The 26,502-nt window shown below is 55.7% G+C and carries 24 protein-coding genes and 1 tRNA gene; 6 read left to right on the plus strand and 19 right to left on the minus strand.

Annotated elements, in window-relative coordinates; translation table 11 throughout:
* The 8 genes from rffA to trxA form a co-directional block, all read right to left on the minus strand.
* Entirely contained in the window at positions 1 to 1,131 is a 1,131-nt protein-coding gene (gene rffA, locus INF73_RS08450) for a dTDP-4-amino-4,6-dideoxygalactose transaminase (RefSeq protein ID WP_193066576.1), read from the minus strand.
* Positions 1,132 to 1,135: 4 nt separating this feature from the next.
* Entirely contained in the window at positions 1,136 to 1,813 is a 678-nt protein-coding gene (rffC, locus tag INF73_RS08455; protein WP_193542514.1) for a dTDP-4-amino-4,6-dideoxy-D-galactose acyltransferase, read from the minus strand.
* Positions 1,810 to 3,072 carry a UDP-N-acetyl-D-mannosamine dehydrogenase gene (wecC, locus tag INF73_RS08460; RefSeq protein ID WP_193542512.1) on the minus strand — a complete coding sequence of 421 codons (1,263 nt, stop codon included), beginning with the start codon at positions 3,070 to 3,072 and terminating at the stop codon, positions 1,810 to 1,812. Before wecC ends, rffC begins: the two co-directional genes overlap by 4 nt.
* A complete protein-coding gene (gene wecB, locus INF73_RS08465) occupies positions 3,069 to 4,199 on the minus strand; it encodes a non-hydrolyzing UDP-N-acetylglucosamine 2-epimerase (RefSeq protein WP_065421998.1) in 1,131 nt (376 codons plus the stop codon). The genes wecC and wecB overlap by 4 nt, the downstream gene beginning before the upstream one ends.
* 56 nt (positions 4,200 to 4,255) lie before the next feature.
* Entirely contained in the window at positions 4,256 to 5,302 is a 1,047-nt protein-coding gene (gene wzzE, locus INF73_RS08470) for an ECA polysaccharide chain length modulation protein (protein WP_048959809.1), read from the minus strand.
* Positions 5,303 to 5,315: 13 nt separating this feature from the next.
* Complete coding sequence (gene wecA / locus INF73_RS08475) at positions 5,316 to 6,419, minus strand: UDP-N-acetylglucosamine--undecaprenyl-phosphate N-acetylglucosaminephosphotransferase (RefSeq protein WP_048959810.1); 1,104 nt, start codon at positions 6,417 to 6,419, stop codon at positions 5,316 to 5,318.
* 242 nt (positions 6,420 to 6,661) lie between these two features.
* Positions 6,662 to 7,921, minus strand: coding sequence for a transcription termination factor Rho (gene rho, locus INF73_RS08480; protein ID WP_008501566.1), 1,260 nt, complete (start codon positions 7,919 to 7,921; stop codon positions 6,662 to 6,664).
* Positions 7,922 to 8,265: 344 nt separating this feature from the next.
* On the minus strand, positions 8,266 to 8,595 hold the full coding sequence (trxA, locus tag INF73_RS08485; RefSeq protein WP_006179218.1) for a thioredoxin TrxA: 330 nt from the start codon (positions 8,593 to 8,595) through the stop codon (positions 8,266 to 8,268).
* Positions 8,596 to 8,739: 144 nt separating this feature from the next.
* Between trxA and rhlB the strand changes: the two genes are divergently transcribed.
* Positions 8,740 to 10,008: an ATP-dependent RNA helicase RhlB gene (rhlB, locus tag INF73_RS08490; RefSeq protein WP_028014815.1), complete on the plus strand. Its 1,269-nt coding sequence runs from the start codon at positions 8,740 to 8,742 to the stop codon at positions 10,006 to 10,008.
* 6 nt (positions 10,009 to 10,014) lie between these two features.
* Positions 10,015 to 11,499, plus strand: coding sequence for a guanosine-5'-triphosphate,3'-diphosphate diphosphatase (gppA, locus tag INF73_RS08495; protein ID WP_047366695.1), 1,485 nt, complete (start codon positions 10,015 to 10,017; stop codon positions 11,497 to 11,499).
* 51 nt (positions 11,500 to 11,550) lie between these two features.
* Here the strand turns inward: gppA and rep are convergent, their stop codons facing one another.
* Positions 11,551 to 13,575, minus strand: coding sequence for a DNA helicase Rep (gene rep / locus INF73_RS08500; protein WP_028014817.1), 2,025 nt, complete (start codon positions 13,573 to 13,575; stop codon positions 11,551 to 11,553).
* Between the two features lie 85 nt (positions 13,576 to 13,660).
* On the opposite strand from rep, the gene ppiC reads away from it, so the two are divergent.
* The gene (ppiC, locus tag INF73_RS08505; protein ID WP_193542510.1) at positions 13,661 to 13,942 is read left to right on the plus strand and encodes a peptidylprolyl isomerase PpiC; all 282 of its coding nucleotides are present in this window, start codon (positions 13,661 to 13,663) and stop codon (positions 13,940 to 13,942) included.
* An 86-nt stretch (positions 13,943 to 14,028) separates the two neighbouring features.
* On the opposite strand, the gene ilvC is transcribed toward ppiC, so the two are convergent.
* Positions 14,029 to 15,504 (minus strand): ketol-acid reductoisomerase, encoded by a 1,476-nt coding sequence (gene ilvC / locus INF73_RS08510; protein WP_021242831.1) that lies wholly within the window; start codon positions 15,502 to 15,504, stop codon positions 14,029 to 14,031.
* A 152-nt stretch (positions 15,505 to 15,656) separates the two neighbouring features.
* On the opposite strand from ilvC, the gene ilvY reads away from it, so the two are divergent.
* On the plus strand, positions 15,657 to 16,547 hold the full coding sequence (ilvY, locus tag INF73_RS08515; protein ID WP_008501572.1) for an HTH-type transcriptional activator IlvY: 891 nt from the start codon (positions 15,657 to 15,659) through the stop codon (positions 16,545 to 16,547).
* Here ilvY and ilvA read toward each other — a convergent pair.
* From ilvA to ilvL, 7 genes are all read right to left on the minus strand, one after another.
* Entirely contained in the window at positions 16,544 to 18,088 is a 1,545-nt protein-coding gene (gene ilvA / locus INF73_RS08520) for a threonine ammonia-lyase, biosynthetic (protein ID WP_088204713.1), read from the minus strand. The two genes, ilvY and ilvA, sit on opposite strands and share 4 nt — an antisense overlap.
* A 2-nt stretch (positions 18,089 to 18,090) precedes the next feature.
* Complete coding sequence (ilvD, locus tag INF73_RS08525) at positions 18,091 to 19,941, minus strand: dihydroxy-acid dehydratase (protein WP_047366694.1); 1,851 nt, start codon at positions 19,939 to 19,941, stop codon at positions 18,091 to 18,093.
* A 60-nt stretch (positions 19,942 to 20,001) separates the two neighbouring features.
* On the minus strand, positions 20,002 to 20,931 hold the full coding sequence (ilvE, locus tag INF73_RS08530; RefSeq protein WP_003860182.1) for a branched-chain-amino-acid transaminase: 930 nt from the start codon (positions 20,929 to 20,931) through the stop codon (positions 20,002 to 20,004).
* Positions 20,932 to 20,949: 18 nt separating this feature from the next.
* Positions 20,950 to 21,213, minus strand: a complete 264-nt coding sequence (gene ilvM, locus INF73_RS08535; RefSeq protein WP_003860184.1) for an acetolactate synthase 2 small subunit — start codon at positions 21,211 to 21,213, stop codon at positions 20,950 to 20,952.
* Positions 21,210 to 22,856 carry an acetolactate synthase 2 catalytic subunit gene (gene ilvG / locus INF73_RS08540; RefSeq protein WP_193542509.1) on the minus strand — a complete coding sequence of 549 codons (1,647 nt, stop codon included), beginning with the start codon at positions 22,854 to 22,856 and terminating at the stop codon, positions 21,210 to 21,212. Before ilvG ends, ilvM begins: the two co-directional genes overlap by 4 nt.
* A gap of 2 nt (positions 22,857 to 22,858) precedes the next feature.
* Positions 22,859 to 22,909 (minus strand): peptide IlvX, encoded by a 51-nt coding sequence (ilvX, locus tag INF73_RS08545; RefSeq protein WP_166792073.1) that lies wholly within the window; start codon positions 22,907 to 22,909, stop codon positions 22,859 to 22,861.
* 86 nt (positions 22,910 to 22,995) lie between these two features.
* Complete coding sequence (gene ilvL, locus INF73_RS08550) at positions 22,996 to 23,094, minus strand: ilv operon leader peptide (protein ID WP_001311244.1); 99 nt, start codon at positions 23,092 to 23,094, stop codon at positions 22,996 to 22,998.
* 340 nt (positions 23,095 to 23,434) lie between these two features.
* Between ilvL and INF73_RS08555 the strand changes: the two genes are divergently transcribed.
* Positions 23,435 to 24,955: a YifB family Mg chelatase-like AAA ATPase gene (locus INF73_RS08555; RefSeq protein ID WP_193542507.1), complete on the plus strand. Its 1,521-nt coding sequence runs from the start codon at positions 23,435 to 23,437 to the stop codon at positions 24,953 to 24,955.
* A 27-nt stretch (positions 24,956 to 24,982) separates the two neighbouring features.
* On the opposite strand, the gene INF73_RS08560 is transcribed toward INF73_RS08555, so the two are convergent.
* Positions 24,983 to 25,321: a DUF413 domain-containing protein gene (locus INF73_RS08560; protein ID WP_008501577.1), complete on the minus strand. Its 339-nt coding sequence runs from the start codon at positions 25,319 to 25,321 to the stop codon at positions 24,983 to 24,985.
* A gap of 118 nt (positions 25,322 to 25,439) precedes the next feature.
* On the opposite strand from INF73_RS08560, the gene hdfR reads away from it, so the two are divergent.
* Complete coding sequence (gene hdfR / locus INF73_RS08565) at positions 25,440 to 26,261, plus strand: HTH-type transcriptional regulator HdfR (protein WP_028014823.1); 822 nt, start codon at positions 25,440 to 25,442, stop codon at positions 26,259 to 26,261.
* Between the two features lie 99 nt (positions 26,262 to 26,360).
* On the opposite strand, the gene INF73_RS08570 is transcribed toward hdfR, so the two are convergent.
* Positions 26,361 to 26,436, minus strand: a tRNA-Trp gene (locus INF73_RS08570).
* Between the last annotated feature and the right edge of the window lie 66 nt (positions 26,437 to 26,502).

Here is a 26,502-nt window from a genome sequence, read left to right on the forward strand (position 1 = left end):
TCAGCCGAAATAGCTCAGAAGGGTATTGATCACCGTACGCTGGTTAACTGGCACGAGGTTGAAGAACAGTGGCAGGCGAAGCAAACGCTCACTTTCTTTCGTGGTGTAACGGTCTTCACCTGCGAACATTCCAAACGCTTCGCCCGCTGGGCTGGAGTGCAGCGGAATATAGTGGAAGACCGCCATAATTTCGGCCTCTTTCAGCCAGGCGATGAGCTGACTGCGATCGTCGTTATCGCGCAGCTTGATGTAAAACATGTGGGCGTTGTGGACGCAATCGGCCGGAATGGTTGGCAGCTCAATGCGTCCGGCTTTTGCCAGCGGCTCAAGCGCATCGTAATAGGTTTGCCACAGGGACAGGCGCTGGAGATTAATTCGCTCTGCCGCTTCCAGCTGTGCCCACAGATACGCTGCCTGCAGGTCGGCCATCAGATAGCTTGAGCCGATATCGCGCCAGGTGTACTTATCAACCTGACCGCGGAAGAATTGGCTGCGGTTGGTGCCTTTTTCACGGATCACTTCCGCACGCTCAACCAGGGCACGATCGTTAATCAACGTCGCACCGCCTTCGCCACCCGCCGTATAGTTTTTCGTTTCGTGGAAGCTGAAGCAGCCGATGTGGCCGATAGTGCCCAGCGCGCGCCCCTTGTAGGTGGACATCACGCCCTGCGCGGCATCTTCTACCACAAACAGGTTGTGCTTTTTGGCGATTGCCATGATGGTGTCCATTTCACAGGCCACGCCCGCGTAGTGAACCGGCACAATCGCACGCGTTTTGTCGGTGATCGCCGCTTCAATCAGCGTCTCATCAATGTTCATGGTGTCCGGGCGGATATCCACAAAGACGATTTTCGCTCCGCGCAGGACAAATGCATTCGCGGTAGATACGAAGGTATAGCTCGGCATGATCACTTCATCACCGGGCTGGATATCCAGCAGCAGGGCCGCCATTTCCAGCGATGCCGTGCAGGACGGGGTCAGCAGCACTTTAGCACTGCGAAAACGCTGCTCCATCCACTGCTGACAGCGACGGGTAAAACCGCCGTCACCGCAGAGTTTGCCGCTGCCCATGGCAGACTGCATATAGTCGAGCTCGGTTCCCACGACGGGTGGTGCGTTAAATGGAATCATCTTGTCACCTGTATAACCAGTAGGCGGTGGCGTCGATGTTGGCACCACTCGCAATATAACGTTTAAGCGCGGCGGTGTTGCCCACCTGGGTCGCCACCCGCAGCGTCTCAACCTGCTGCAGCTGCGACCAGTGCAGCGCCGCCTGCATGAGTTTCTCCCCCATGCCGCGCCCGGCTAATAAGCCAATACGCGCCTCGCGCTCGTTAAGCTTGCGCAGCGAGACAAATCCCTGGATCTGGCCGTTCGCTGCACGGAAAATCAGGCAGACGTGGTCAAAGGTACCTTTGACCGCATTCTCTACCCACTGGGCATAGAAACGTCCGCTATCGTCAGGCGCATACCAGGGCGTGCGAAAGCGGCTCTGCGCAAACGCCCGGCCCGCCATCTGGCGCAGCACAGGAATGTCCTGTTCCGTTGCAATTTCCGCGCCGGACGCATCGTGCCGGGTGAGGGTGATGGAAAGGTCTACCTCGCCTTCAACCAGCTGAAAACCGTGTTGCTGGAGCGCGTCAAGCAGGTCGGCACGGTCCGCCGGGATCTTAGCCTGCACGCGCTGCCAGGCGCTGAAGTCAGCGTCCTGCAAAGCTGGCGCATTCTCACGCCAGCGGACTATCGCCGAGGGGCGGGCAAAAAATGCGCTTTCCCACTCAAGGAATTCCAGCACGCCGTGGAGTGCACTCAACGCCATACGCCTTTCGTATCAACCACATACTGCTGACGCACTGCATCACCGGACGTCGCTTTAAACTCTTTATGGTCCACCAGCAGCACCAGCACGTCCGCCGTAGCCAGCGCGTCATTGAGCGCCGTCAGCGTGCAGTGCCCCGCCAGTTTTGTCGGCAGTTCATGAATATTTGGCTCGACCACCAGCGTTTCGCCCTTGTGCCATTCGGCAATCATCTCAGCAATTTCCATCGCCGGGCTTTCGCGCAGATCGTCAATATTGGGTTTAAATGCCAGACCAAAGCAGGCAATTTTCAGCTCGCTGGCGCGCTTGCCGCTCTCTGCCAGACAATCCGCTACAGTCGCTTTAACCTGGTTGAGCACCCAGTGAGGTTTGCTATCGTTCACTTCACGTGCGGTGCGAATCAGGCGCGCCTGCGCCGGGTTCTGCGCCACGATAAACCACGGGTCGACGGCGATACAGTGACCGCCCACCCCTGGGCCAGGCTGGAGAATGTTGACGCGCGGATGGCGATTCGCCAGGCGGATTAACTCCCAGACGTTAATCCCCTGATCGGCACAGATCAGCGACAGTTCGTTTGCGAAGGCGATGTTAACGTCACGGAAGCTGTTTTCCGTCAGCTTGCACATCTCGGCGGTGCGGGAGTTGGTTACTACGCATTCGCCTTCCAGGAAAATCTTGTACAGCGAGCTGGCGCGTTCAGAACAGACCGGCGTCATGCCGCCTATCACCCGGTCGTTTTTAATCAGTTCGACCATCACCTGCCCCGGCAGCACGCGCTCCGGGCAGTAGGCGATGTTGATATCCGCCTGCTCACCGGCCTGCTGTGGGAAGCGTAAATCAGGACGCGCATCGGCCAGCCACTGCGCCATCTGCTCGGTAGCGCCGACGGGAGAAGTCGACTCCAGAATTACCAGCGCCCCTTTCTTCAGCACGGGGGCAATAGATTTTGCCGCCGCCTCGACGTAGACCATATCGGGCTCGTGGTCGCCTTTAAAGGGCGTTGGAACGGCAATCAGGTAGGCATCCGCTTCCACTGGCGTCGTGCTGGCGCGCAGGAAGCCGCCATCAACCGCCTCTTTTACCACGCGGTCAAGATCGGGCTCCACAATATGAATTTCGCCACGATTAATGGTTTCTACCGCACGTGCGTTGATATCCACACCAACAACCTGCTTTTGACGGGAGGCGAATGCCGCCGCAGTAGGCAGGCCAATGTAGCCAAGACCAATAACAGAGATGGTAGTAAAACTCATAGCGATACCCGATTGTGTTTAAGTGCTTGCAAAATACGGCCACAAGCCTGCCCGTCTCCGTAGGGATTGTGGGCCCGGCTCATCGCCTGATACGCTTCATCGTCGTGCAGAAGGCGCGTGACCTCTTCGACGATGAGCTGTGCGTTGGTGCCGACAAGACGCACTGTCCCGGCTTTAACCGCTTCCGGACGTTCAGTGGTTTCACGCATCACCAGCACCGGCTTGCCAAGAGAGGGCGCTTCTTCCTGAATCCCACCGGAATCGGTGAGGATCAGCCAGGCGTGGTTCATCAGCCAGACAAACGGCATGTAGTCCTGCGGTTCAATCAGCAGGACGTTTTCGACGTGGCCCAGGATGCGGTTGACCGGCTCGCTGACATTAGGGTTAAGGTGTACCGGATAGACAATTTGCACATCGTCGTTCTGCGCGGCGATTTCAGCCAGCGCGTGACAGATTTGCTCAAAGCCCCGACCAAAACTTTCGCGACGGTGGCCAGTGACCAGAATGGTTTTTTTGCCGTTATTCAGGAAAGGATAGCGGGCAGCGAGTTCTTTCTGCAGATCGCTGTTTGCCAGCACGCGATCGCGTACCCAAATCAACGCGTCAATGACCGTATTGCCGGTAACAAAGATGTTGTTATCGGCGACATTTTCACGCAGCAGGTTCTGGCGAGAGTTCTCGGTTGGCGCAAAATGGTACATCGCCAGATGCCCGGTAAGCGTACGGTTGGCCTCTTCCGGCCACGGAGAATAAAGATTGCCGGTGCGCAGACCCGCTTCAACATGGCCGACGGGAATACGCTGGTAAAACGCGGCCAGGCTTGTTGCCATCGTCGTCGTGGTATCCCCGTGCACCAGCACAACGTCGGGCTTGAATGACTCCAGGATCGGCTTGAGCTCTTGCAGAATGCGGCAGGTTATTTCTGTCAACCCTTGTCCTGGCTTCATAATATTGAGGTCGTAATCCGGGACGATGGAAAAGAGGGTTAGGACCTGATCGAGCATCTCACGGTGCTGGGCCGTGACGCAAACCTTCGCTTCAATATCAGGATCGCTGGCCAGCGCATGAACCAGAGGCGCCATCTTAATGGCCTCCGGCCTGGTGCCAAATACGGTAAGTACTTTCACATCGATTCTCTTCGATTAGGCGATGAAGGCCGCAGCCTTCATCGTAGACGGCGATCTTAGTTTGTGCGACGACGCGTTAACGCCACGCCAGCGCCCGTCAGTGCGCCCACAATCCCCCACATGATCATCAGGAATGCACGACGCGGACTATCGCGTTTTACAGGTTCTTCAGGCGTTCTCAAATAACGATAGGTCTGAAAACGCGGGTCCAGGGAGGGACCGACATTAAGCGTGTTAAGCATCGCGCGGTTTTGATCGTAGTCGAGATCAAAATCAGGCCCAACGGCCTGCAGGTTTTCCAGACGCGCCTGCAGCATTGGGCGACCAAGAAGGAACATTTCAGAATCAGGCAATTCATCAGCCGGAACATCCGTCTCAGTGCGGGAAATGTTGTGCTGCTCCGCAATTTTCAGCGCCTGCTGAATATTATGCACGCGGCGCGCAAAAATGGCGTTTGCCACCTCTTCCTGACGTTTGACCTGCGCCTTCATCTGGATAGTGCGGGCTGCCCAGGCGCCTTTAAGCTCTTCATTCAGATGGCTTGCGGCACGCTGGCTGGCAAACGCGACGTACTGGCGCAACAGGTTGTTTGCATCCGGCGCGGTTTCGGCAATCAGCTTGACGCTGTCGTTGACGTTACGCAGCACGTCGCCCGGCATAAACTGAATATTGTTAATCAGATCGTCCAGCAGCGCGGCATCGGCTTTGGTGTTATCAACCCGACGCTGCTTGTAGTAATCCGTCTGGGACCAGAAATCGCGGCGCGTATCCCACGAGGCCAGCTGCATCACAAACTCTTTGTAGGCCTCATCCATTACGGAAGCCTGGTCCGGGGTGGCAAGGCTGGCTTTAATATCCAGGTTTCGCAGGAACTGCTGCTGGGAGTAGTACCCCCCGAGCATGTTAACCGTGGGTCTGTCCGTGATTGCCGTGGCGCTCCACTCCTGTTTTGCAAAGAACGTGTAGGCTAGCGCTAACAGTGCAAACCCCAGCGCGATCCCCACAATCCAAAGTTTGCCTGCCCATAACACGCGAAACAAACCCCGAATGTCCAGTTCATTCTCTGTTACCACTGATTTCGCTCCCGCCAACGGTTGAGTCATCATAGTCCCGGTTTTACTTAGTTAATGTTGTGTTTTTGGCACTGTTACGACGCATCCTGCGCTTAAGACGTTTAATGAACCGTGCCACCTTCCATGCGCGCTTAATGCAGTAGCCGTACAGGAAAAATGCTAGCAAGAATAATACCAACATTACCCATTCAGGAATAACATGAGAATATTCTGCAGCTACACCAATTGCGGCCAAAATCGCGGCGGCCAGAGTAATTAGGACAAACGCCTGACGTGAAGTAAAACCGGCACGCATGATGAGGTGATGAATATGCTGACGATCGGGAGAGAAAGGACTCATCCCTTTACGCAGACGGCGGTACATAATCGCCACCATATCCATTAACGGAATGGCGATAATCCACAGGGCGGTTACCGGGCTGATTGGGTGAGTTTGACCTTGTGTGGTTTCCAGCAAAATCCAGATAACGGTAAAACCGATTAGCGTACTGCCCGCATCCCCCATAAACACTTTATAGCGACGACCCAGCGCGCCAAGGTTTAAGAGGATATAAGGCAAGATGGCGGCAATCATGGCAAAACACCACATTGCCAGGCTGTACTGACCATCAAACCACAAAATAATGCCGATGGCGGCGAACGATACGGATGACAAGCCACCGAGCAGACCGTCGATACCATCAACCATATTGAAAGCATTAATCGCCGCCCAGACGGCAAAAAGCGTCAGGAAGAAGCCAAAGGGACCCAGAACTAATTCCCAGGGGCCAAACACATAGCCAAGGCTTCTGAGATACAGCCCGCCGACTACCATCATAATCACGCCAATGGCCGCCTGAACGGTGGCACGTATCTTTACCGCGATATCGAAGCGGTCATCTAGGGCCCCGATTAATACCAGGACGCCGGCACAGGCAATGTAGAGGGCGGCGTGCGGAATATAATAATCAGCAATACCAAACGTGAAACAAATCCCTGCATATACAGAAATCCCGCCAACTAAAGGAATAAGCCCCTGATGGCGTTTACGAAAATTGGGTTTATCCACTAACCCTATTCTTTTTGCCACCTTGCGCGCGATGAACAAAAAACAGGTTGTGAATAAAAAAATGCTGATCAGTTCAGTAACGGCGGTGAATAGATTCACAATGGATTGCTCTCAACAAATGTTAGTCCCGGAAGTATAACCATGAAGCCATTATCTCAGAAGTAATAAAGACGGCTTCCTACAACTCCCTTTGTATATTTTTCAAACAATTATTACTTTGACTGTACAAACGGTCTTATTGTCGCACTGACCGGTCAAAATTGGGAGTAGGCGATACTAGCGTATAGTCCATAAAAGAAAAACGCCACGTAAAAACGTGGCGTTCGCTGGCTTTATTTGCGTTACGAGCGCTTCATCATGTCGAAGAAATCGTCGTTGGTTTTGGTCATCGCCAGTTTGTTAATGAGGAACTCCATCGCGTCAATTTCACCCATTGGATGGATGATTTTGCGCAGGATCCACATTTTCTGCAGCTCTTCCTGGGTGGTGAGCAGCTCTTCTTTACGGGTACCGGAACGGTTGTAGTCGATAGCCGGGAAGACGCGTTTTTCAGCGATCTTACGAGAGAGGTGCAGTTCCATGTTACCTGTACCTTTAAACTCTTCGTAGATAACCTCGTCCATTTTGGAGCCGGTATCGATCAGCGCCGTTGCGATGATGGTCAGGCTGCCGCCCTCTTCCACGTTACGTGCCGCACCGAAGAAGCGTTTTGGACGGTGCAGGGCGTTAGCGTCCACACCACCGGTCAACACTTTACCGGAAGCTGGCACCACGGTGTTGTAGGCACGCGCCAGACGGGTGATGGAGTCAAGCAGGATGATCACGTCTTTCTTGTGCTCAACCAGGCGTTTCGCCTTCTCGATAACCATTTCCGCAACCTGAACGTGGCGAGATGCTGGCTCGTCGAAGGTAGAAGCAACCACTTCACCTTTAACCAGACGCTGCATCTCGGTCACTTCTTCCGGACGTTCGTCAATCAGCAGCACCATCAGCACGCAGTCTGGGTGGTTGTAGGCAATGCTCTGCGCGATGTTCTGCAGCAGCATGGTTTTACCCGCTTTTGGCGGGGCCACAATCAGACCACGCTGGCCGCGACCGATTGGCGATGCCAGATCCAGGACGCGCGCGGTTAAGTCTTCGGTAGAACCGTTACCACGCTCCATGCGCAGGCGAGAGTTCGCGTGCAGAGGCGTTAAGTTCTCAAAGAGGATCTTGTTACGCGAGTTTTCTGGTTTATCGAAGTTAACTTCATTGACTTTCAACAGCGCAAAGTAGCGTTCACCCTCTTTAGGAGGACGAATCTTACCTGAAATGGTGTCACCAGTGCGGAGGTTGAAACGGCGGATTTGGCTGGGGGATACGTAGATGTCGTCAGGGCCGGCGAGGTAGGAGCTGTCTGCAGAGCGGAGGAAACCAAATCCGTCTTGCAATATCTCCAGCACACCGTCGCCAAAGATATCTTCGCCACTCTTAGCGTGCTGCTTCAGGATGGCGAAAATGATGTCCTGCTTGCGCATACGAGCCTGGTTTTCCAGTCCCATATTTTCGCCGAGAGTGATCAGCTCAGAAACCGGCGTATTCTTTAATTCGGTAAGATTCATAATGGTGTGGGTTCTTAAACTCGGAGTGATTCTCGAACTTAATGTTGTGAATGGTATGGCAGGGTCATCCATGCCTGTTTAGCGGCCATCACCTCATGTCTGTTCGCTGTCTGGTCACAGGGAAAAAACGCAGAACTGAAACGACAAGACGGATTGAGTGACAAGCCCGGAATTTAGCCACTTCACGCATTGTTCATGTCAACAAAGGGAAGTATCGGGTAAAACAAGATTCAAACAATAGATATGTTTAAAACGAAGTCATAGCTAACTTAGCACGACTTCAGCCGGGCGTCCAGAGTTCCACATCATTTAGCCGGGGGCTCTGGACGCACAGCGGAGAAACCTTACGCCAGGTTAGCGTCCAGGAACTCTTTCAGCTGACCTTTGGACAGCGCGCCCACTTTGGTCGCCGCCACTTCGCCGTTTTTGAACAGCAGAAGGGTCGGGATGCCACGGATACCGTATTTCGGTGCGGTGCCCGGGTTCTGGTCGATGTTCAGCTTGGCAACCGTCAGTTTGCCCTGATATTCGTCAGCGATCTCATCCAGAATCGGGGCGATCATTTTGCAAGGACCACACCATTCAGCCCAGAAATCGACGAGGATCAGCCCGTCAGCCTTAAGTACGTCCGTGTCAAAACTGTCGTCAGTCAGGTGAATAATTTTATCGCTCATATATAACTCCACAGGAATAAGCCTGGTACGTTGGTTTTGTCTCCACCAACGACGTGTTGATGTCGCATTAACCAACTAAAGGTTGACTTTATTTCACCGGATACGCTTTCGTAAAGCAATAGTAAGCTGATATTCTACCACACTATGAGCAAAACACATTTAACAGAACAGAAGTTTTCCGACTTCGCCCTGCACCCAAAAGTGATCGAAGCCCTTGAAACAAAAGGGTTTCATAACTGCACGCCCATTCAGGCTCTCGCCCTGCCGCTGACGCTGGCCGGTCGCGATGTTGCAGGGCAGGCGCAAACCGGTACCGGCAAAACGATGGCGTTTTTAACGTCAACGTTCCATTATTTACTTTCTCACCCAGCGATTGCAGACCGCAAAGTTAACCAGCCGCGCGCGCTAATTATGGCCCCGACGCGAGAACTGGCGGTACAGATCCATGCAGACGCTGAACCCCTGGCACAGGCTACTGGTCTGAAGCTTGGCCTGGCCTATGGCGGCGACGGCTACGATAAGCAGCTGAAAGTGCTGGAAAGCGGCGTGGATATCCTGATTGGGACCACCGGCCGTCTTATCGACTACGCCAAACAGAACCATATCAACCTCGGCGCCATCCAGGTTGTGGTGCTTGATGAAGCTGATCGCATGTACGATCTGGGCTTCATTAAAGATATCCGCTGGCTGTTCCGCCGCATGCCGCCGGCAAATCAGCGCCTGAACATGCTGTTCTCTGCCACCCTTTCTTATCGCGTACGCGAGCTGGCGTTCGAGCAGATGAACAACGCCGAGTATGTGGAAGTGGAGCCGGAGCAGAAAACGGGCCACCGCATTAAAGAAGAGCTCTTCTATCCTTCCAATGAAGAGAAAATGCGTCTGCTGCAAACGTTGATTGAAGAAGAGTGGCCCGATCGCGCCATTATCTTCGCGAACACTAAACACCGCTGTGAAGACATCTGGGGCCATCTGGCTGCCGACGGTCACCGTGTTGGCCTGTTGACCGGCGACGTGGCGCAGAAAAAACGCCTTCGTATCCTCGACGAGTTCACCCGTGGCGATCTTGATATTCTGGTCGCAACCGATGTGGCGGCACGTGGTTTACACATTCCGGCCGTGACGCACGTCTTTAACTACGATCTGCCAGACGACTGCGAAGACTACGTACACCGTATCGGTCGTACCGGTCGTGCGGGCGCAAGCGGTCACTCGATTAGCCTTGCGTGTGAAGAGTATGCGCTGAATCTTCCAGCCATTGAGACCTACATCGGTCACTCTATTCCGCAGAGTAAATACAATCCGGAAGCGCTGTTAAGCGAACTGCCGCCGCCTAAGCGTCTTTCCCGCCCGCGCTCCGGCAATGGTCCGCGTCGTTCAGGCGGCGCACCGCGTAATCGTCGTCGTTCAGGTTAATACATTATGCTCAGCTCCACCTCGCTCTATGCGGCAATTGATCTCGGTTCGAATAGTTTTCATATGCTGGTTGTGCGTGAGGTGGCGGGAAGCATACAAACGCTGACGCGCATTAAGCGCAAGGTCCGCCTCGCGGCGGGCCTGAGCAGTGATAATTACCTCTCGCCTGAAGCCATGGAACGTGGCTGGCAGTGCCTGCGGCTCTTTGCTGAGCGTCTGCAGGATATCCCGCATGCTCAAATCACCGTTGTCGCCACAGCGACGCTCAGACTGGCGGTTAACGCCGTAGATTTTATTGCCAAAGCGCAGGAAATTCTGGGGTGTCCGGTTCAGGTTATCAGCGGTGAAGAAGAAGCACGCCTGATCTACCAGGGCGTTGCCCACACCACCGGGGGTGACGATCGCCGTCTGGTGGTGGATATCGGCGGTGCCAGTACCGAACTGGTAACCGGCACCGGCGCGCAGGCGACGTCGCTGTTCAGCCTGTCGATGGGCTGCGTAACCTGGCTTGAACGTTACTTTACTGACCGGAATCTGGGTAAAGAGAACTTCGACGAGGCGGAAAACGCCGCGCGCGCAGTGCTACGCCCGGTAATGGACGAACTGCGCTATCACGGCTGGAAAGTCTGCGTCGGGGCTTCGGGTACCGTGCAGGCCCTGCAGGAAATCATGATGGCGCAGGGCATGGACGAGCGGATCACGCTTGCCAAACTTCAGCAGCTTAAACAGCGTGCCATTCAATGCGGACGTCTGGAAGAGCTGGAAATTGAAGGCCTGACGCTGGAACGTGCCCTGGTTTTCCCAAGCGGACTGGCCATTCTGATCGCCATATTCACCGAACTGAATATCCAGTGTATGACTCTGGCCGGCGGCGCACTGCGCGAAGGTCTGGTCTACGGGATGCTGCATCTGTCGGTGGATCAGGACATCCGCAACCGTACGCTGCGCAACGTCCAGCGTCGTTTTCTGGTTGATATCGATCAGGCTGGCCGCGTATCACAGCTGGCATCACGCTTTGCCGACCAGGTCGCTAACGCCTGGGATCTTGATCATCTGAGCCGCGATTTATTGCTGAGCGCCTGTGCGCTGCACGAGGTGGGGCTCAGTATAGATTTTAAGCAGGCACCTGCTCACGCAGCGTATCTGGTGCGCAACCTGGATTTGCCGGGCTACACGCCCGCACAGAAAAAGCTGCTGGCAACGCTGCTGCTGAACCAGACCAACGCCGTCGATCTCTCCTCTTTGCATCAGCAAAATGCCGTACCGCCGCGCGTGGCCGAGCATCTGTGTCGCCTGCTGCGTCTGGCAATTCTGTTTGCCAGCCGCCGCCGCGATGATTTGTTACCCGCCATTAATCTGCTAGCCGATGATGAGAAGCTGACGCTGACGCTGCCGGAAAACTGGATTGAGAATCACCCGCTTGGGGCAGAGATGATCGAGCAGGAGTGCCAGTGGCAGAGCTATGTGCACTGGGTGCTTGAGGTGAAGTAATACGCTGAACACTGCCGGGTGGCGGCTTAGCCTTACCCGGCCTACTCATCATTATCCCTTCTCTTTGGCTTTTGCCAACATGGCGCGAATGTTCGCCACGTTAGCCTGTCCTTTGTGCATCCGCTCTTCCGCGGTAATCACTTTGCGCTCCTGTTCCCAGATCAGATCGTCCTGCGGCAGTTCCAGCAGGAAACGGCTGGGTTCCGGGCGCACGAGTTCACCGTACTGACGGCGCTCTTTACAGAGCGTGAACGTCAGCTCCTTTTGCGCGCGGGTGATCCCCACGTAGGCCAGACGGCGTTCCTCGTCGACATTATCTTCATCAATGCTGCTCTGGTGCGGCAATAAACCTTCTTCCATACCGACCAGATACACATACGGGAACTCCAGCCCTTTTGACGCATGCAGCGTCATCAGCTGAACCTGGTCGGCCTCTTCTTCGCTCTCGCCGCGCTCCATCATGTCGCGCAGGGTAAAGCGGGTGACCACCTGCGTTAACGTCATCGGCTCATCTATCTCAGAGCCTTCCAGCATTTCGGTCATCCAGCTAAAAAGCTGGTTAACGTTTTTCATACGCATTTCTGCCGCTTTCGGGCTGGCAGAGGTTTCGTACAGCCAGGATTCGTAGTCAATGCCGTGGATCAGATCGCGTACCGCCGCCACGGGCTCGCGCTCAGCCAGGCGCTGCACTTCACCCAGCCAGTGGGTGAAGCGGGTTAAATTATCATACCCGCGCCCCGTCAGCGTCTGGCTCAGACCCATATCAAAGCTGGCGGTAAACAGGCTCTTATTGCGGGTCATCGCCCATTCGCCCAGCTTTTGCAGCGTCGCCGGACCAATCTCGCGCTTTGGTGTATTCACGATGCGCAGAAACGCGCTGTCGTCATCCGGGTTCGTGAGCACGCGCAGATAGGCCAGCAGATCTTTAATTTCTGGCCGCGAGAAGAACGAAGTGCCGCCGGAAATTTTGTACGGAATGCGGTTCTGCATCAGCATCTTTTCAAAGACGCGCGACTGGTGATTGCCGCGATAGAGGATCGCGTAATCCTTGTATTCGGTTTTATTGACGAAGTGGTGGGCGATCAGTTCACCCGTCACGCGCTCCGCCTCATGCTCTTCATTATTGGCGCTGAGCACCTTCAGCTCCGTACCGTAGCCAAGCTCGGAGAAGAGACGCTTTTCAAAAACGTGCGGGTTATTGGCAATCAGGATGTTTGCCGCCTTCAGGATGCGCCCGGAGGAACGGTAGTTCTGCTCCAGCTTAATCACCTGCAGCGCGGGGAAATCTTTGCTCAGAAGCACCAGGTTTTGCGGGCGTGCGCCGCGCCAGGAGTAAATTGACTGGTCATCATCGCCAACCACGGTGAAGCGCGCGCGCTGCCCCACCAGCAGCTTCACCAGCTCGTACTGGCTGGTGTTGGTGTCCTGATATTCATCCACCAGCAGGTAGCGGATTTTATTCTGCCAGCGCTCGCGCACCTCTTCATTTCGCTGTAAAAGCAGCGTCGGCAAGAGGATCAGATCGTCGAAGTCCAGCACGTTGCACGCTTTCATGTGCGCGTCGTACAGACCATAGCAATGGGCAAAGATCCGATCCCGTTCGCCTTTGGCGATCGCCGCAGCCTGGGCCGGGGTCATCAGATCGTTTTTCCAGTTCGAGATCGTTGAGATCAGCTGCTGCAACAGCACCTTATCATCCTCGATCAGCCCCTCGGTGAGCTCTTTGAGCAACGCCACCTGGTCGGTGTCATCGAACAGCGAAAAGTTGGATTTCATCCCCAGCGCGGCGTATTCACGTTTAATGATATCCAGCCCCAGCGTGTGGAAGGTAGAGATCATCAGCCCGCGCGCCTCTTTGCGCCCCAGCGTCTGGCCAACACGCTCTTTCATCTCGCGCGCCGCTTTGTTGGTAAAGGTAACCGCCGCAATGTGGCGGGCCTGATAGCCGCAGCCGCGGATCAGGTGCGCAATCTTATTGGTGATGACGCGCGTTTTACCGGATCCTGCACCCGCCAGCACCAGACACGGTCCGGTTACAAATTCGACGGCTTGTTGTTGTCCGGGATTTAGACGCATAAATGATCGCTCAATGAAAGTCAGGAGGGGAGAATAACAGCGTGGTAGTATAGCGAGCCTAATCCATACCACTCAAGGCACGATCATGTCAAAAACAGCAGCAGCACTGCATATTCTTGTTAAAGAAGAGAAACTGGCTCTGGATCTTCTGGAGCAGATCAAAAACGGCGCCGACTTCGGCAAGCTGGCGAAGAAGCACTCTATTTGCCCGTCCGGCAAGCGTGGCGGCGATTTAGGCGAATTCCGTCAGGGCCAGATGGTTCCGGCGTTCGATAAAGTGGTCTTCTCCTGCCCGGTGCTGGAGCCAACCGGTCCGCTGCATACCCAGTTCGGTTATCACATTATTAAAGTGCTGTATCGCAAATAAAAAAGCCGGGTGGCGGCTGCGCCTTACCCGGCCTACATCTTACGTTTTTGTAGGTCGGGTAAGCGAAGCGCCACCCGACAAGGTTGTTAACCTGCTACAGCAATACGTTTCATATCGGTCATGTAGCCACGCAGTTTGTGGCCCACTTTCTCGATCTGGTGGCTGCGAATCGCTTCGTTTACGTCGCGCAGCTGCGCGTTATCCACGGCACCTTCCGCAATCGCTTTGCCCAGATCGCCCGTCTGCAGTGTGGTCATGAACTCTTTCAGCAGCGGTACGCAGGCGTAAGAGAACAGATAGTTACCGTATTCTGCGGTATCAGAGATAACCACGTTCATTTCGTACAGACGCTTACGGGCGATGGTGTTCGCGATCAGCGGCAGCTCGTGCAGAGATTCGTAGTACGCCGACTCTTCGATGATGCCGGAATCCACCATGGTTTCGAACGCCAGCTCAACGCCTGCTTTCACCATCGCAATCATCAGTACGCCTTTATCGAAGTACTCCTGCTCGCCGATTTTACCTTCATACTGCGGCGCAGTTTCGAACGCAGTTTTACCGGTCTCTTCACGCCAGGTCAGCAGTTTCTTGTCGTCGTTGGCCCAGTCCGCCATCATGCCGGAAGAGAATTCGCCGGAGATGATGTCGTCCATATGTTTCTGGAACAGCGGCGCCATAATGGTTTTCAGCTGTTCAGACAAAGCGTAAGCACGCAGTTTTGCCGGGTTGGACAGACGGTCCATCATCAGCGTAATACCGCCCTGCTTCAGCGCTTCGGTGATGGTTTCCCAGCCGAACTGAATCAGTTTTTCTGCGTATGCCGGGTCGGTACCTTCTTCCACCAGCTTGTCGAAGCAAAGCAGAGAACCGGCCTGCAGCATGCCGCACAGAATGGTCTGCTCGCCCATCAGGTCAGATTTCACTTCCGCAACGAAGGAAGATTCCAGCACGCCAGCGCGGTGACCGCCGGTCGCCGCAGCCCAGGCTTTGGCAATTGCCATGCCTTCGCCTTTCGGATCGTTTTCCGGGTGAACTGCGATAAGCGTCGGCACGCCGAAGCCACGCTTGTACTCTTCACGCACTTCCGTACCCGGGCACTTCGGCGCCACCATCACTACGGTGATGTCTTTACGGATCTGCTCGCCCACTTCAACGATGTTGAAGCCGTGGGAGTAACCCAGCGCGGCGCCGTCTTTCATCAGCGGCTGTACGGAACGCACCACGTCAGAGTGCTGCTTGTCCGGCGTCAGGTTAACGACCAGGTCCGCCTGCGGGATCAGCTCTTCATAGGTACCCACTTTGAAGCCGTTTTCAGTCGCTTTACGCCATGAAGCGCGCTTCTCGGCAATCGCTTCTTTACGCAGGGCGTAAGAGATATCCAGACCGGAGTCACGCATGTTCAGGCCCTGGTTCAGACCCTGTGCGCCACAGCCGACGATGACCACTTTTTTACCCTGAAGGTAGCTCGCGCCATCGGCAAATTCATCGCGCGCCATGAAGCGGCATTTGCCCAGCTGCGCCAGCTGCTGGCGCAAGTTCAGTGTATTAAAGTAGTTAGCCATGGGTGATACCTCGTGATGTTGTGTGTCTTATTGTTCGGTTCGCGTTTCAGCGAGAATGTACCCACATTACAACAGGAAATTTATTGCGGAAATTGATATATTCACAACGTCACATTGCAATTTTTGCAATGTAAAAAGAGGGAGTGGAATCGGTGGATTTACGCGATCTAAAAATGTTCCTGCACCTGGCGGAAAGCCGTCACTTTGGCCGCAGCGCCCGGGCGATGCACGTCAGCCCGTCCACGCTTTCGCGCCAGATCCAGCGCCTTGAGGAAGACCTCGGCCAGCCGCTTTTCGTGCGCGATAACCGTACCGTTACCCTCACGGAAGCGGGCGAAGAGCTGCGCATTTTTGCCCAGCAGACGCTATTACAGTACCAGCAGCTGCGGCACTCTATTGATCAGCAGGGGCCATCACTCTCCGGTGAGCTGCATATTTTCTGCTCCGTGACCGCCGCCTACAGCCATCTGCCCCCCATTCTCGACCGCTTCCGCGCAGCGCATCCGTCGGTTGAAATTAAGCTCACCACCGGCGACGCCGCCGACGCAATGGAAAAAGTGGTGACCGGCGAAGCGGATCTGGCCATTGCCGGAAAACCCGAAACCCTGCCGGGCGCGGTGGCGTTCTCAATGCTGGAGAATCTGGCGGTGGTGCTGATTGCCCCGGCACTGCCCTGCCCGGTGCGTAACCAGGTGTCGGTGGAAAAACCGGACTGGTCGACGGTGCCGTTTATCATGGCCGATCAGGGGCCGGTGCGCCGTCGTATTGAGCTGTGGTTCCGCCGTCAGAAAATCAGCAATCCGTCGATTTACGCCACCGTTAGCGGTCATGAGGCGATGGTGTCGATGGTGGCGCTCGGCTGCGGCGTGGCGCTGCTGCCGGAAGTGGTGCTAGAAAACAGCCCGGAACCGGTGCGCAACCGCGTGATGATTCTGGAGCGCAGCGACGAGAAGACGCCGTTTGAGCTAGGCGTGTGCGCACAAAAAAAGCGGCTGCATGAGCCGCTTATTGATGCGTTCTGGACGATATTGCCGAACCACTAGCCTGCCAGAAAGAACCTGAACGCCGGGTTATGGGTTTCGTCATGGCATTCATACCCCAGCTCGTTCAGGCGCGTTTCGAAATCCGGCTCGTGCTCGCCCAGCTCGAACGCAGCCAGCACGCGGCCGTAGTCGGTGCCGTGGCTACGGTAGTGGAACAGAGAGATGTTCCAGTGCGTGCCGAGCGTGTGCAGGAACTTGAGCAACGCGCCCGGTGATTCCGGAAACTCGAAGCTGAACAGGCGTTCCTGGAGCGGCTTTGAGGGACGCCCGCCGACCATGTAACGCACATGCAGCTTCGCCATTTCATCGTCGGAGAGATCGACCACGCTGTAGCCGCCTTCATGCAGCAGGCTGAGGATCTCTTTACGCTCCTCCACGCCACGGCTCAGACGCACGCCGACAAAAATGCAGGCATCTTTCGCATCGGCAAAGCGGTAGTTGAACTCCGTTACCGAACGACCGCCCAGAAGCTGGCAGAACTTGAGGAAGCTGCCCTTCTCTTCCGGAATGGTCACCGCCAGCAGCGCTTCACGCTGTTCGCCCAGCTCGCAGCGCTCGGAAACGTAGCGCAGACCGTGGAAGTTCACGTTCGCACCAGAGAGCACGTGCGCCAGACGTTCGCCGCGAATATTGTGCTGGGCGATGTATTTTTTCATTCCCGCCAGCGCCAGCGCGCCGGACGGCTCAGCCACCGCACGTACATCTTCGAACAGATCTTTCATTGCCGCGCAGATAGCGTCGCTGTCGACGGTGACGATATCGTCCAGATACTCCTGACACAGACGGAAGGTTTCATCGCCAATGCGCTTCACCGCCACGCCCTCGGCAAACAGCCCAACGCGCGGCAGGTCTACCGGATGACCGGCGTCCAGCGCCGCCTTCAGGCAGGCAGAGTCTTCCGCCTCAACGGCGATGACTTTGATCTGCGGCATCAGCTGTTTGATCAGCACCGCCACGCCTGCGGCTAAACCACCACCGCCCACCGGGACGAAGACGCGGTCGAGATGGGCATCCTGCTGCAACAGCTCAAGCGCCAGCGTGCCCTGCCCGGCAATCACCATCGGATGGTCGAACGGCGGCACCCAGGTGAAGCCCTGCTGCTGCGCCAGCTCAATCGCTTTGGCTTTGGCTTCGTCAAAGTTCGCGCCGTGGAGCAGCACTTCTCCGCCAAAACCGCGCACCGCGTCGACTTTGATGTCTGCGGTAGCGACCGGCATCACGATCAGCGCCTTCAGCCCCAGACGGGCCGAGGAGAAGGCAACGCCCTGGGCGTGGTTGCCCGCCGACGCGGTAATGACGCCGCGCGCTTTCTGCTCATCCGTCAGCCCGGCCATCATCGCGTAAGCACCGCGCAGCTTGAAGCTGTGCACCGGCTGGCGGTCTTCACGCTTCACCAGAATGACGTTGTCGAGGCGCGAGGAGAGTTTTTCCATTTTTTGCAGGGGCGTGACCTGCACGGCTTCATAGACCGGCGCGCGTAGCACCGCTCTTAGGTATTCCGCCCCCTCAGGGGCGGCGGATAAGGGTTGTGACTCGGCCATCATTAGCCCCCAAGTTTCGATTTATCGCGCACCGCGCCTTTATCTGCACTGGTTGCAAGGCTCGCGTAGGCGCGCAGGGCGAAGGAGACTTCACGCTGGCGATCTTTCGGCGTCCAGGCTTTGTCGCCGCGCGCTTCCTGCGCTTCACGACGGGCCGCAATCTCCTGGTCGCTCAGCTTGAGCTGAATGCCGCGATTCGGAATGTCGATTTCGATCAGGTCGCCATCTTCGATGATCGCGATGTTGCCGCCGCTTGCCGCTTCCGGGGAGACGTGGCCGATGGAGAGACCAGACGTGCCGCCGGAGAAACGCCCGTCGGTGATCAGCGCGCAGGCTTTACCGAGGCCCATGGATTTCAGGAAGGTGGTTGGGTAGAGCATCTCCTGCATGCCCGGACCGCCTTTCGGCCCTTCGTAGCGAATGACAACCACGTCGCCTTCCACCACTTTGCCGCCGAGGATGGCGTCTACCGCCTCGTCCTGGCTTTCGTACACTTTCGCCGGACCGGTGAATTTCAGGATACTGTCGTCCACGCCTGCGGTTTTCACGATGCAGCCGTTTTCCGCAAAGTTACCGTACAGCACCGCCAGACCGCCGTCTTTGCTGTAGGCGTGCTCCAGCGAGCGGATGCAGCCTTCAGCACGGTCGTCATCCAGCGTGTCCCAGCGGCAATCCTGCGAGAACGCCTGGGTGGTGCGAATACCGGCCGGACCGGCGCGGAACATCTTTTTCACCGCGTCGTCTTTGGTCAGCATCACGTCGTACTGGTCCAGCGATTCCGGCAGCGTCAGGCCGAGGACGTTTTTCACGTCGCGGTTCAGCAGCCCGGCGCGATCCAGCTCGCCCAGGATACCTATGACACCACCCGCACGGTGCACGTCTTCCATGTGGTACTTCTGGGTACTCGGCGCGACTTTACACAGCTGCGGCACTTTGCGGGAGAGCTTGTCGATGTCGCTCATGGTGAAGTCGATTTCGGCTTCCTGCGCGGCGGCCAGCAGGTGCAGAACGGTGTTGGTGGAGCCGCCCATGGCGATATCCAGCGTCATGGCGTTTTCGAACGCCGCTTTACTGGCGATATTGCGCGGCAGCGCGCTGGCATCGTCCTGCTCGTAGTAGCGTTTGGTCAGCTCAACGATACGTTTACCGGCGTTGAGGAACAGCTGCTTACGGTCGGCGTGGGTCGCCAGCAGCGAGCCGTTGCCCGGCTGGGAAAGGCCCAGCGCTTCGGTCAGGCAGTTCATGGAGTTGGCCGTGAACATGCCGGAACAGGAGCCGCAGGTCGGGCACGCGGAGCGTTCCACCTGATCGCTCTGCTCGTCAGAGACTTTCGGGTCTGCGCCCTGGATCATCGCATCGACCAGGTCGAGCTTGATGATTTTGTCGGAGAGCTTGGTTTTACCCGCCTCCATCGGACCGCCGGAGACGAAGATCACCGGAATGTTCAGACGCAGGGAGGCCATCAGCATCCCCGGGGTGATTTTGTCGCAGTTGGAGATACAGACCATCGCATCAGCGCAGTGGGCGTTGACCATATACTCCACCGAGTCGGCGATCAGCTCGCGCGACGGCAGTGAATAGAGCATTCCCCCGTGGCCCATTGCGATACCATCATCCACCGCAATGGTGTTGAACTCTTTCGCCACGCCGCCGGAGGCTTCGATTTGCTCGGCAACCAGCTTACCGAGATCGCGCAGATGCACGTGGCCCGGTACAAACTGGGTGAAAGAGTTCACCACGGCGATAATCGGCTTGCCGAAATCGGCGTCGGTCATTCCGGTGGCGCGCCACAGTGCGCGGGCACCCGCCATGTTACGGCCGTGGGTGGTGGTGGCTGAACGATACTTAGGCATGCTTTATTGACTCCCGTCTGACTATTTAATGGGACGGTGCGTGCCGTCCCACATTTATATTTAGTGATTAACCTGATCCAACCAGCCGTATTTGTCTTCTGTTTCGCCGGTGAAGAGGCCGAAGAAGGCTTGCTGGATGCGTTTGGTCACTGGACCACAGCGGCCTTCACCCACCTGAATACCGTCGACGCTGCGAACCGGCGTGATTTCAGCCGCGGTACCGGACATGAACACTTCGTCTGCCAGGTAGAGGGATTCGCGGGACAGCACCTGCTCGCGCACTTCGATACCCAGATCTTTCGCCAGCTTGATGATCGCGTCGCGGGTGATGCCCGGCAGCGCGGAAGAGGTGAACGGCGGGGTAAACAGAATGCCGTCTTTTACTTCAAACAGGTTTTCGCCCGCGCCTTCTGAGATGTAGCCGTTCACGTCGAGGGCGATGCCTTCCTGATAGCCGTGGCGGCGCGCTTCGCTGCCGACCAGCAGTGAGGAGAGGTAGTTGCCGCCCGCTTTAGCGGCGGTCGGGATGGTATTTGGCGCCACGCGGTTCCAGGAAGAAACCATTGCGTCGATCCCCTGATCCAGTGCTTCTGCGCCCAGGTAGGCGCCCCACGGGAACGCAGCAATGATCACATCGGTGTTGTAACCGGCCGGCGGGTTCACGCCCATGCCCACATCACCCACGAAGACCAGCGGACGAATATAGGCGCTGGTCAGTTTGTTCTGGCGAATCACTTCGCGGCAGGCTTCCATCAGTTCATCAACGCTTTGAGAGACCGGGAAACGATAAATTTTGGCTGAGTCATGCAGACGCTGCATGTGTTCGCGATGGCGGAACACCACTGGCCCTTTGTGAGAATCGTAGCAACGGATGCCTTCAAACACGGAGGTACCGTAGTGCAGCGCGTGGGACATCACGTGAACTTTCGCGTCTTCCCAGCGAACCATCTCCCCATTGAACCAAATGTAATCAGCTTTTTTTGTCGTCATTTTTTCGTCCTGTCACGCTCAAGCGCGGATTTGTTGTGATGTGGTTGTGCTCTGGCAGATGGCAACATGGGCAACGTCTACCAGCTTTGATAACTGACTAAACAGTAAGTCGACCGGCCGCGGACTGGCAACGGTTAATTCGATACTGATGTTCTGGGCGTCGGTGGCCGTTTCCATATTCATAGAGCAAATCTGAAAACCACGGTGGCGGACCACACGCAAAACGCGTTCTAACGTTTCCGGGTTGAAGCGAGCCTGCACGGCGACCTGATGTTGCATCATGATAATTTCTCCAGCATTTGTGAGTTACTGGCACCGGGCGGTACCAACGGCCAGACGTTCTCAAGCTCGTCGATTGAGACATGAAGCAGGTATGGCCCTTCGCTTGACAGCATGGTGTCGAGTGCCGCTTCAACCTGGTCTTTACGGGTGATGTGCTGGCCAGGAATGCCGAAGGCGCTGGCCAGGGTGAGGAAATCGGGGTTATCGGTCAGGGTTGTCTCGCTGTAACGCTCCTGGAAGAACAGCTGCTGCCACTGGCGAACCATCCCTAAACGCTGGTTATCGAGCAACACGATCTTCAGCGGTAACTGCTTGCGCTTCACGGTGCCGAGCTCCTGAACGTTCATCATGAAAGAGCCGTCACCGGAGATACAGATCACGGTATCGTTCGGGCGGGCCACCTGTGCGCCTACGGCTGCCGGCAGGCCAAAGCCCATCGTGCCTAAGCCGCTGGAGGTGATGAAGTTCTCCGGGCGGGTGTAGGTCATATGCTGGGCTGACCACATCTGATGCTGGCCCACATCGGTCGTCACCACGCTGTCGGCGGGTTTACGGTCGGACAACTGCTTCAACAGCAGCGGCGCATAGATGGCATCGCCTGGGTGATCGTAACGCCAGGCATGCTCAGCGCGCATGTCTGCGGTGTGCTGACGCCATGCGTTGATATCCAGCGGCTGCTCCAGCGCCGGTAACAGCGCGTTAAGATCGCCCTGCAACGCCACGTGCGCCTGACGCAGTTTGTTCATCTCCGCCGGGTCGATATCCATATGGATCACTTTGGCATTCGGCGCGAAGGTATTCAGCTTGCCGGTGACGCGGTCATCGAAACGGGCGCCTGCGACGATAAGCAAGTCGCACTCCTGCACCGCCAGGTTTGCCGCTTTAGTGCCGTGCATTCCGAGCATGCCGAGGTAGTACGGGTAGTCCGCGTCTACCGCACCCAGACCTTTCAGAGTGCAGGTGGCGGGCATTTGCGTGGTTGCAAGGAACGCGCGAAGCGCCGGAACAGCCTGCGCCATACCCACCCCGCCGCCGACGTACAGCATCGGCTGCTTCGCCTGCGCCATCATCTGACGCGCCTCTTCAACCTCTGCATGCGTAAACGCATCGTCGCTTTTCACGGTGGAGAAATGCGGCTCCAGATCGCCAAGTGCAACCTGGATATCTTTCGGGATATCCACCAGAACCGGGCCAGGACGGCCAGAACTGGCAACCTCGAACGCTTCGGCCATCACGCGCGGCAGCTCTTCGAGGGACTGAACGAGGAAGCTGTGCTTGGTGCAGGCCAGCGATAAGCCGAGGACGTCTACTTCTTGGAAGGCATCGGTGCCGATGAACGGAGAGGCCACCTGACCGGTAATCGCCACGACAGGAACAGAATCGAGCAGCGCGTCAGCCAGGCCGGTGATCAGGTTCGTTGCACCCGGACCTGAGGTCGCCATGCACACACCGGTTTTACCGGTCGCGCGGGCATAGCCGATGGCTGCCATCGCTGCGCCCTGCTCGTGCCGGCACAAGAGGTGTTCCACGCCGCCGTCATACAGTGCATCGTAAATCGGCATAATTGCGCCACCCGGATAACCGAATACGGTTTCGACTCCCTGCGCGCGCAACGCATGTACTACCCATTGTGCCCCATTCATAGTTAGTTCCCCGTCATAAATCTGGAGAAACAGAATTTTGTGCTAGTCGTCATTCTCTGCTCCTCATTTAAGTTTTTTAGTCATAAAAAAACCCCCGGACCTTTCGGTGCGGGGGTCTTAGTTCGTTAAGGCTTGATTTCTAAGCCTTTCCTCGTCCAAGTGCAGCCCCGCACGGTGGGATAATAATCACCACCACGCTAATCACGACCAGGCTAATCACTCGTAGAAGGGCTGTCATTTTCAGTTCTTTTTGCATCTTGTTCGAAGGAATACCTAAAGAGTTATCACAGTTTTTAAATCAAACACAAGATTTATTTATGAAGGATTTGGTTAGCAAGCGAACCAAATTTCATGAACGCATTGTTTTATATGAGGAAATTTGGAAGTGAATATTTTTCATTTTTTATTGCAGATCTAACCGTTAAAGCGCGCCTTTTTACATTTTGCGAGTGTGCTTCCACGGTGATGCAATGGTTGCAATGCTCCCTGAAAATCTCTGAACAGGCGGCGTAAATACGTAAAAAGACGCTAAACAGAGAAAACAGGCACTGGCATAGTCAGACCAGGAGGTAGTACAAATGTCACTGTCAGTTGTTTATACGCGAGCGGCTCTCGGGGTAAAGGCTCCGCTTATTTCCGTAGAGGTTCATTTGAGTAATGGGCTGCCCGGACTCACGCTTGTCGGGTTACCTGAAACCACGGTTAAAGAGGCCAGGGACCGCGTTCGTAGCGCAATAATAAACAGCGGTTATACCTTCCCCGCAAAGAAGATCACCATCAACCTTGCTCCCGCCGACCTGCCCAAAGAGGGTGGGCGATACGATTTACCTATCGCAATTGCGCTTCTCGCGGCTTCTGAGCAGCTTAATACGACCAGGCTAGGCTCGTATGAGTTCGTGGGTGAACTCGCGCTCACAGGCGCACTGAGAGGCGTTCCCGGTGCGATATCGGGAGCGCTGGAAGCCATACGTGCAGGGCGGCAAATCGTTGTGGCCAATGAAAACGCATCAGAAGTGAGTCTTATTGCAGAAAAGGGATGCCTTATCGCCGGGCATCTTCAGGAAGTGTGCGCCTGGCTGGAAGGCCGCCATGAACTGTCCGAGCCGGAAGAGTGCGACGAGGCTATAGCGGATGCGCCAGAAGACCTCAGCGAGATCATGGGACAGGAGCAAGGGAAACGGGCGCTGGAGATTACGGCAGCGGGTGGGCACAATCTCCTGCTGATTGGCCCGCCGGGCACGGGCAAAACCATGCTGGCGAGCAGGCTAAGCGGGCTGCTCCCGCCGCTTAATAACCATGAAGCGCTGGAAAGCGCCGCCATCTATAGCCTGATCGGTTCGACGTCGTTGCACAAACAGTGGCGTCGACGTCCCTTTCGTTCCCCGCATCATAGCGCGTCACTGACGGCAATGGTCGGCGGCGGGTCTATTCCGGGGCCGGGTGAGATCTCGCTGGCACACAATGGCATTCTGTTTCTCGATGAGCTGCCTGAGTTTGAGCGCCGTGTGCTGGATGCGCTGAGGGAGCCCATTGAATCCGGTGAAATACATATTTCACGCACGCGAGCCAAAATAAGCTATCCCGCCCGTTTTCAGCTCGTGGCGGCGATGAACCCCAGTCCGACGGGGCATTATCAGGGCAACCATAACCGCTGTACGCCAGAGCAGACGCTGCGCTATCTGGGAAAGCTGTCTGGCCCGTTTCTCGACCGTTTCGATTTATCACTGGAAATCCCCCTTCCGCCGCCGGGCCTGCTCAGGCAGACGGATAAACTGGGTGAAAGCTCCGCGCATGTTCGCGAGCGGGTTATCGCGGCACAGGCGAGACAGTATGCCCGTCAAAACAGGCTGAATGCACGACTGGATAATGCAGGGATCCGACAGTTTTGTTCTCTTAACGTTGAAGATGCGGCTTGGCTGGAGGAGACGTTGACGCGCTTCGGGCTTTCCATACGTGCGTGGCAGCGCTTGTTAAAAGTAGCCAGAACCATTGCGGACGTGGAGGGCTGTACTAATATTGCGAGGAAACACTTGCAGGAAGCGCTGAGCTATCGGGCGATCGATCGTTTGCTTTTGTATCTGCAAAAGTTACTGGCATAAAAAAAGGGGCCGTAGCCCCTTTTTTTATTAGTCGTCAGACTCGGTGTAGTCTTCTGCACCTTCCATCTGCGGTTTACCGCCAGACAGCGTATGGAAACGTTTTGGACGCTTAATGCGAGCCATGTACTTGATCCATACACGTTCTGCTTCAGACTGCGGCTCACGCTCACCACGGCACACTGAGACAAACTGTTTTTCATCTTCAGTTGCAGGCTCACGTTTACCCAGATCCAGCTCGTTAAAGGCATAACCATGACGCTCAAGCAGCTGCGCCTCTTTGATGGTGAAATCGCCGTGACGAGAGAACCCGCGCGGATAATGTTTATTGTCGAAAAAACGATTAGTCGTCGTAAAGCTTTCCGCCATCCTACACGCTCCTAATTCTTTGGCCGAGCTATTTATGGCGCGGAGTATTAGTTACGCTTGACAGAGTGTAAAACAAAACATTTAAATCATAACGACAAATTATTTTGCGGAGAAAGATGTGGATACGGAATTGCTAAAAACTTTCCTTGAAGTGAGTAGAACGCGTCACTTCGGGCGAGCCGCTGAAGCCCTTTACCTGACGCAGTCAGCAGTCAGTTTTCGTATTCGACAGCTGGAAAATCAACTGGGTGTGAATCTTTTTACCCGCCATCGCAACAATATCCGCCTCACGCCTGCCGGTGAAAAACTGCTTCCGTATGCGGAGACATTGATGAATACCTGGCAGGCAGCGCGCAAAGAGGTTGCGCATACGTCGAGGCATAACGAGTTCTCGATAGGGGCCAGCGCATCTCTGTGGGAATGCATGCTCAGTCAGTGGCTTACCCGGCTATATCACTCCCATGGCCATTTACAATTTGAAGCCAGAATTGCGCAACGTCAGTCGCTGGTTAAGCAACTTCATGAGCGTCAGTTGGATCTGCTGATCACTACAGAAGCCCCCAAGATGGACGAATTTAGCAGCCAGATTGTTGGACAGTTCGGTCTGGCTCTTTATGCTTCTGAACCCTCAAAGATGAAAGCAGACCTGACCTATTTGCGGCTGGAGTGGGGACCTGATTTTCAGCAACATGAGACGGGATTGATCGCACCTGATGATGTTCCACAGTTAACAACCAGTTCTGCCGAGATTGCCTGTCAGCAACTCCCCTTGCTGAAGGGTTGCACTTGGTTACCAGTCCGTTGGGCAGACACCAAGCCTGGACTGCATACCGTGGTGGATTCCACCACCCTTTCGCGGCCGCTGTATGCGATTTGGCTGCAAAATAGCGACAAGCAATCGCAAATAAAAGATCTATTAAAAATCAATGTAATGGATTGAGGCTGAGGCCAGCAGGGACGCTGGCTGCATTTAAGAATGGTGAAATTTCACCGGGTTTCAGGCAAAAAAAAATCCTTTGCCGAAGCAAAGGATTCTATATGGCAGGGGCGGAGAGACTCGAACTCGCGACACCCGGTTTTGGAGACCGGTGCTCTACCAACTGAGCTACGCCCCTAAAGTTTTTTGCCATTAAGCCTGCCATTACTGGCAGGCTTAATGTCTTAATAAGTGGCGGAACGGA

Origin of the sequence: Enterobacter cloacae complex sp. P6RS (assembly GCF_014982245.1) — a bacterium.
Taxonomy (GTDB): Bacteria; Pseudomonadota; Gammaproteobacteria; order Enterobacterales; family Enterobacteriaceae; genus Enterobacter; species Enterobacter bugandensis.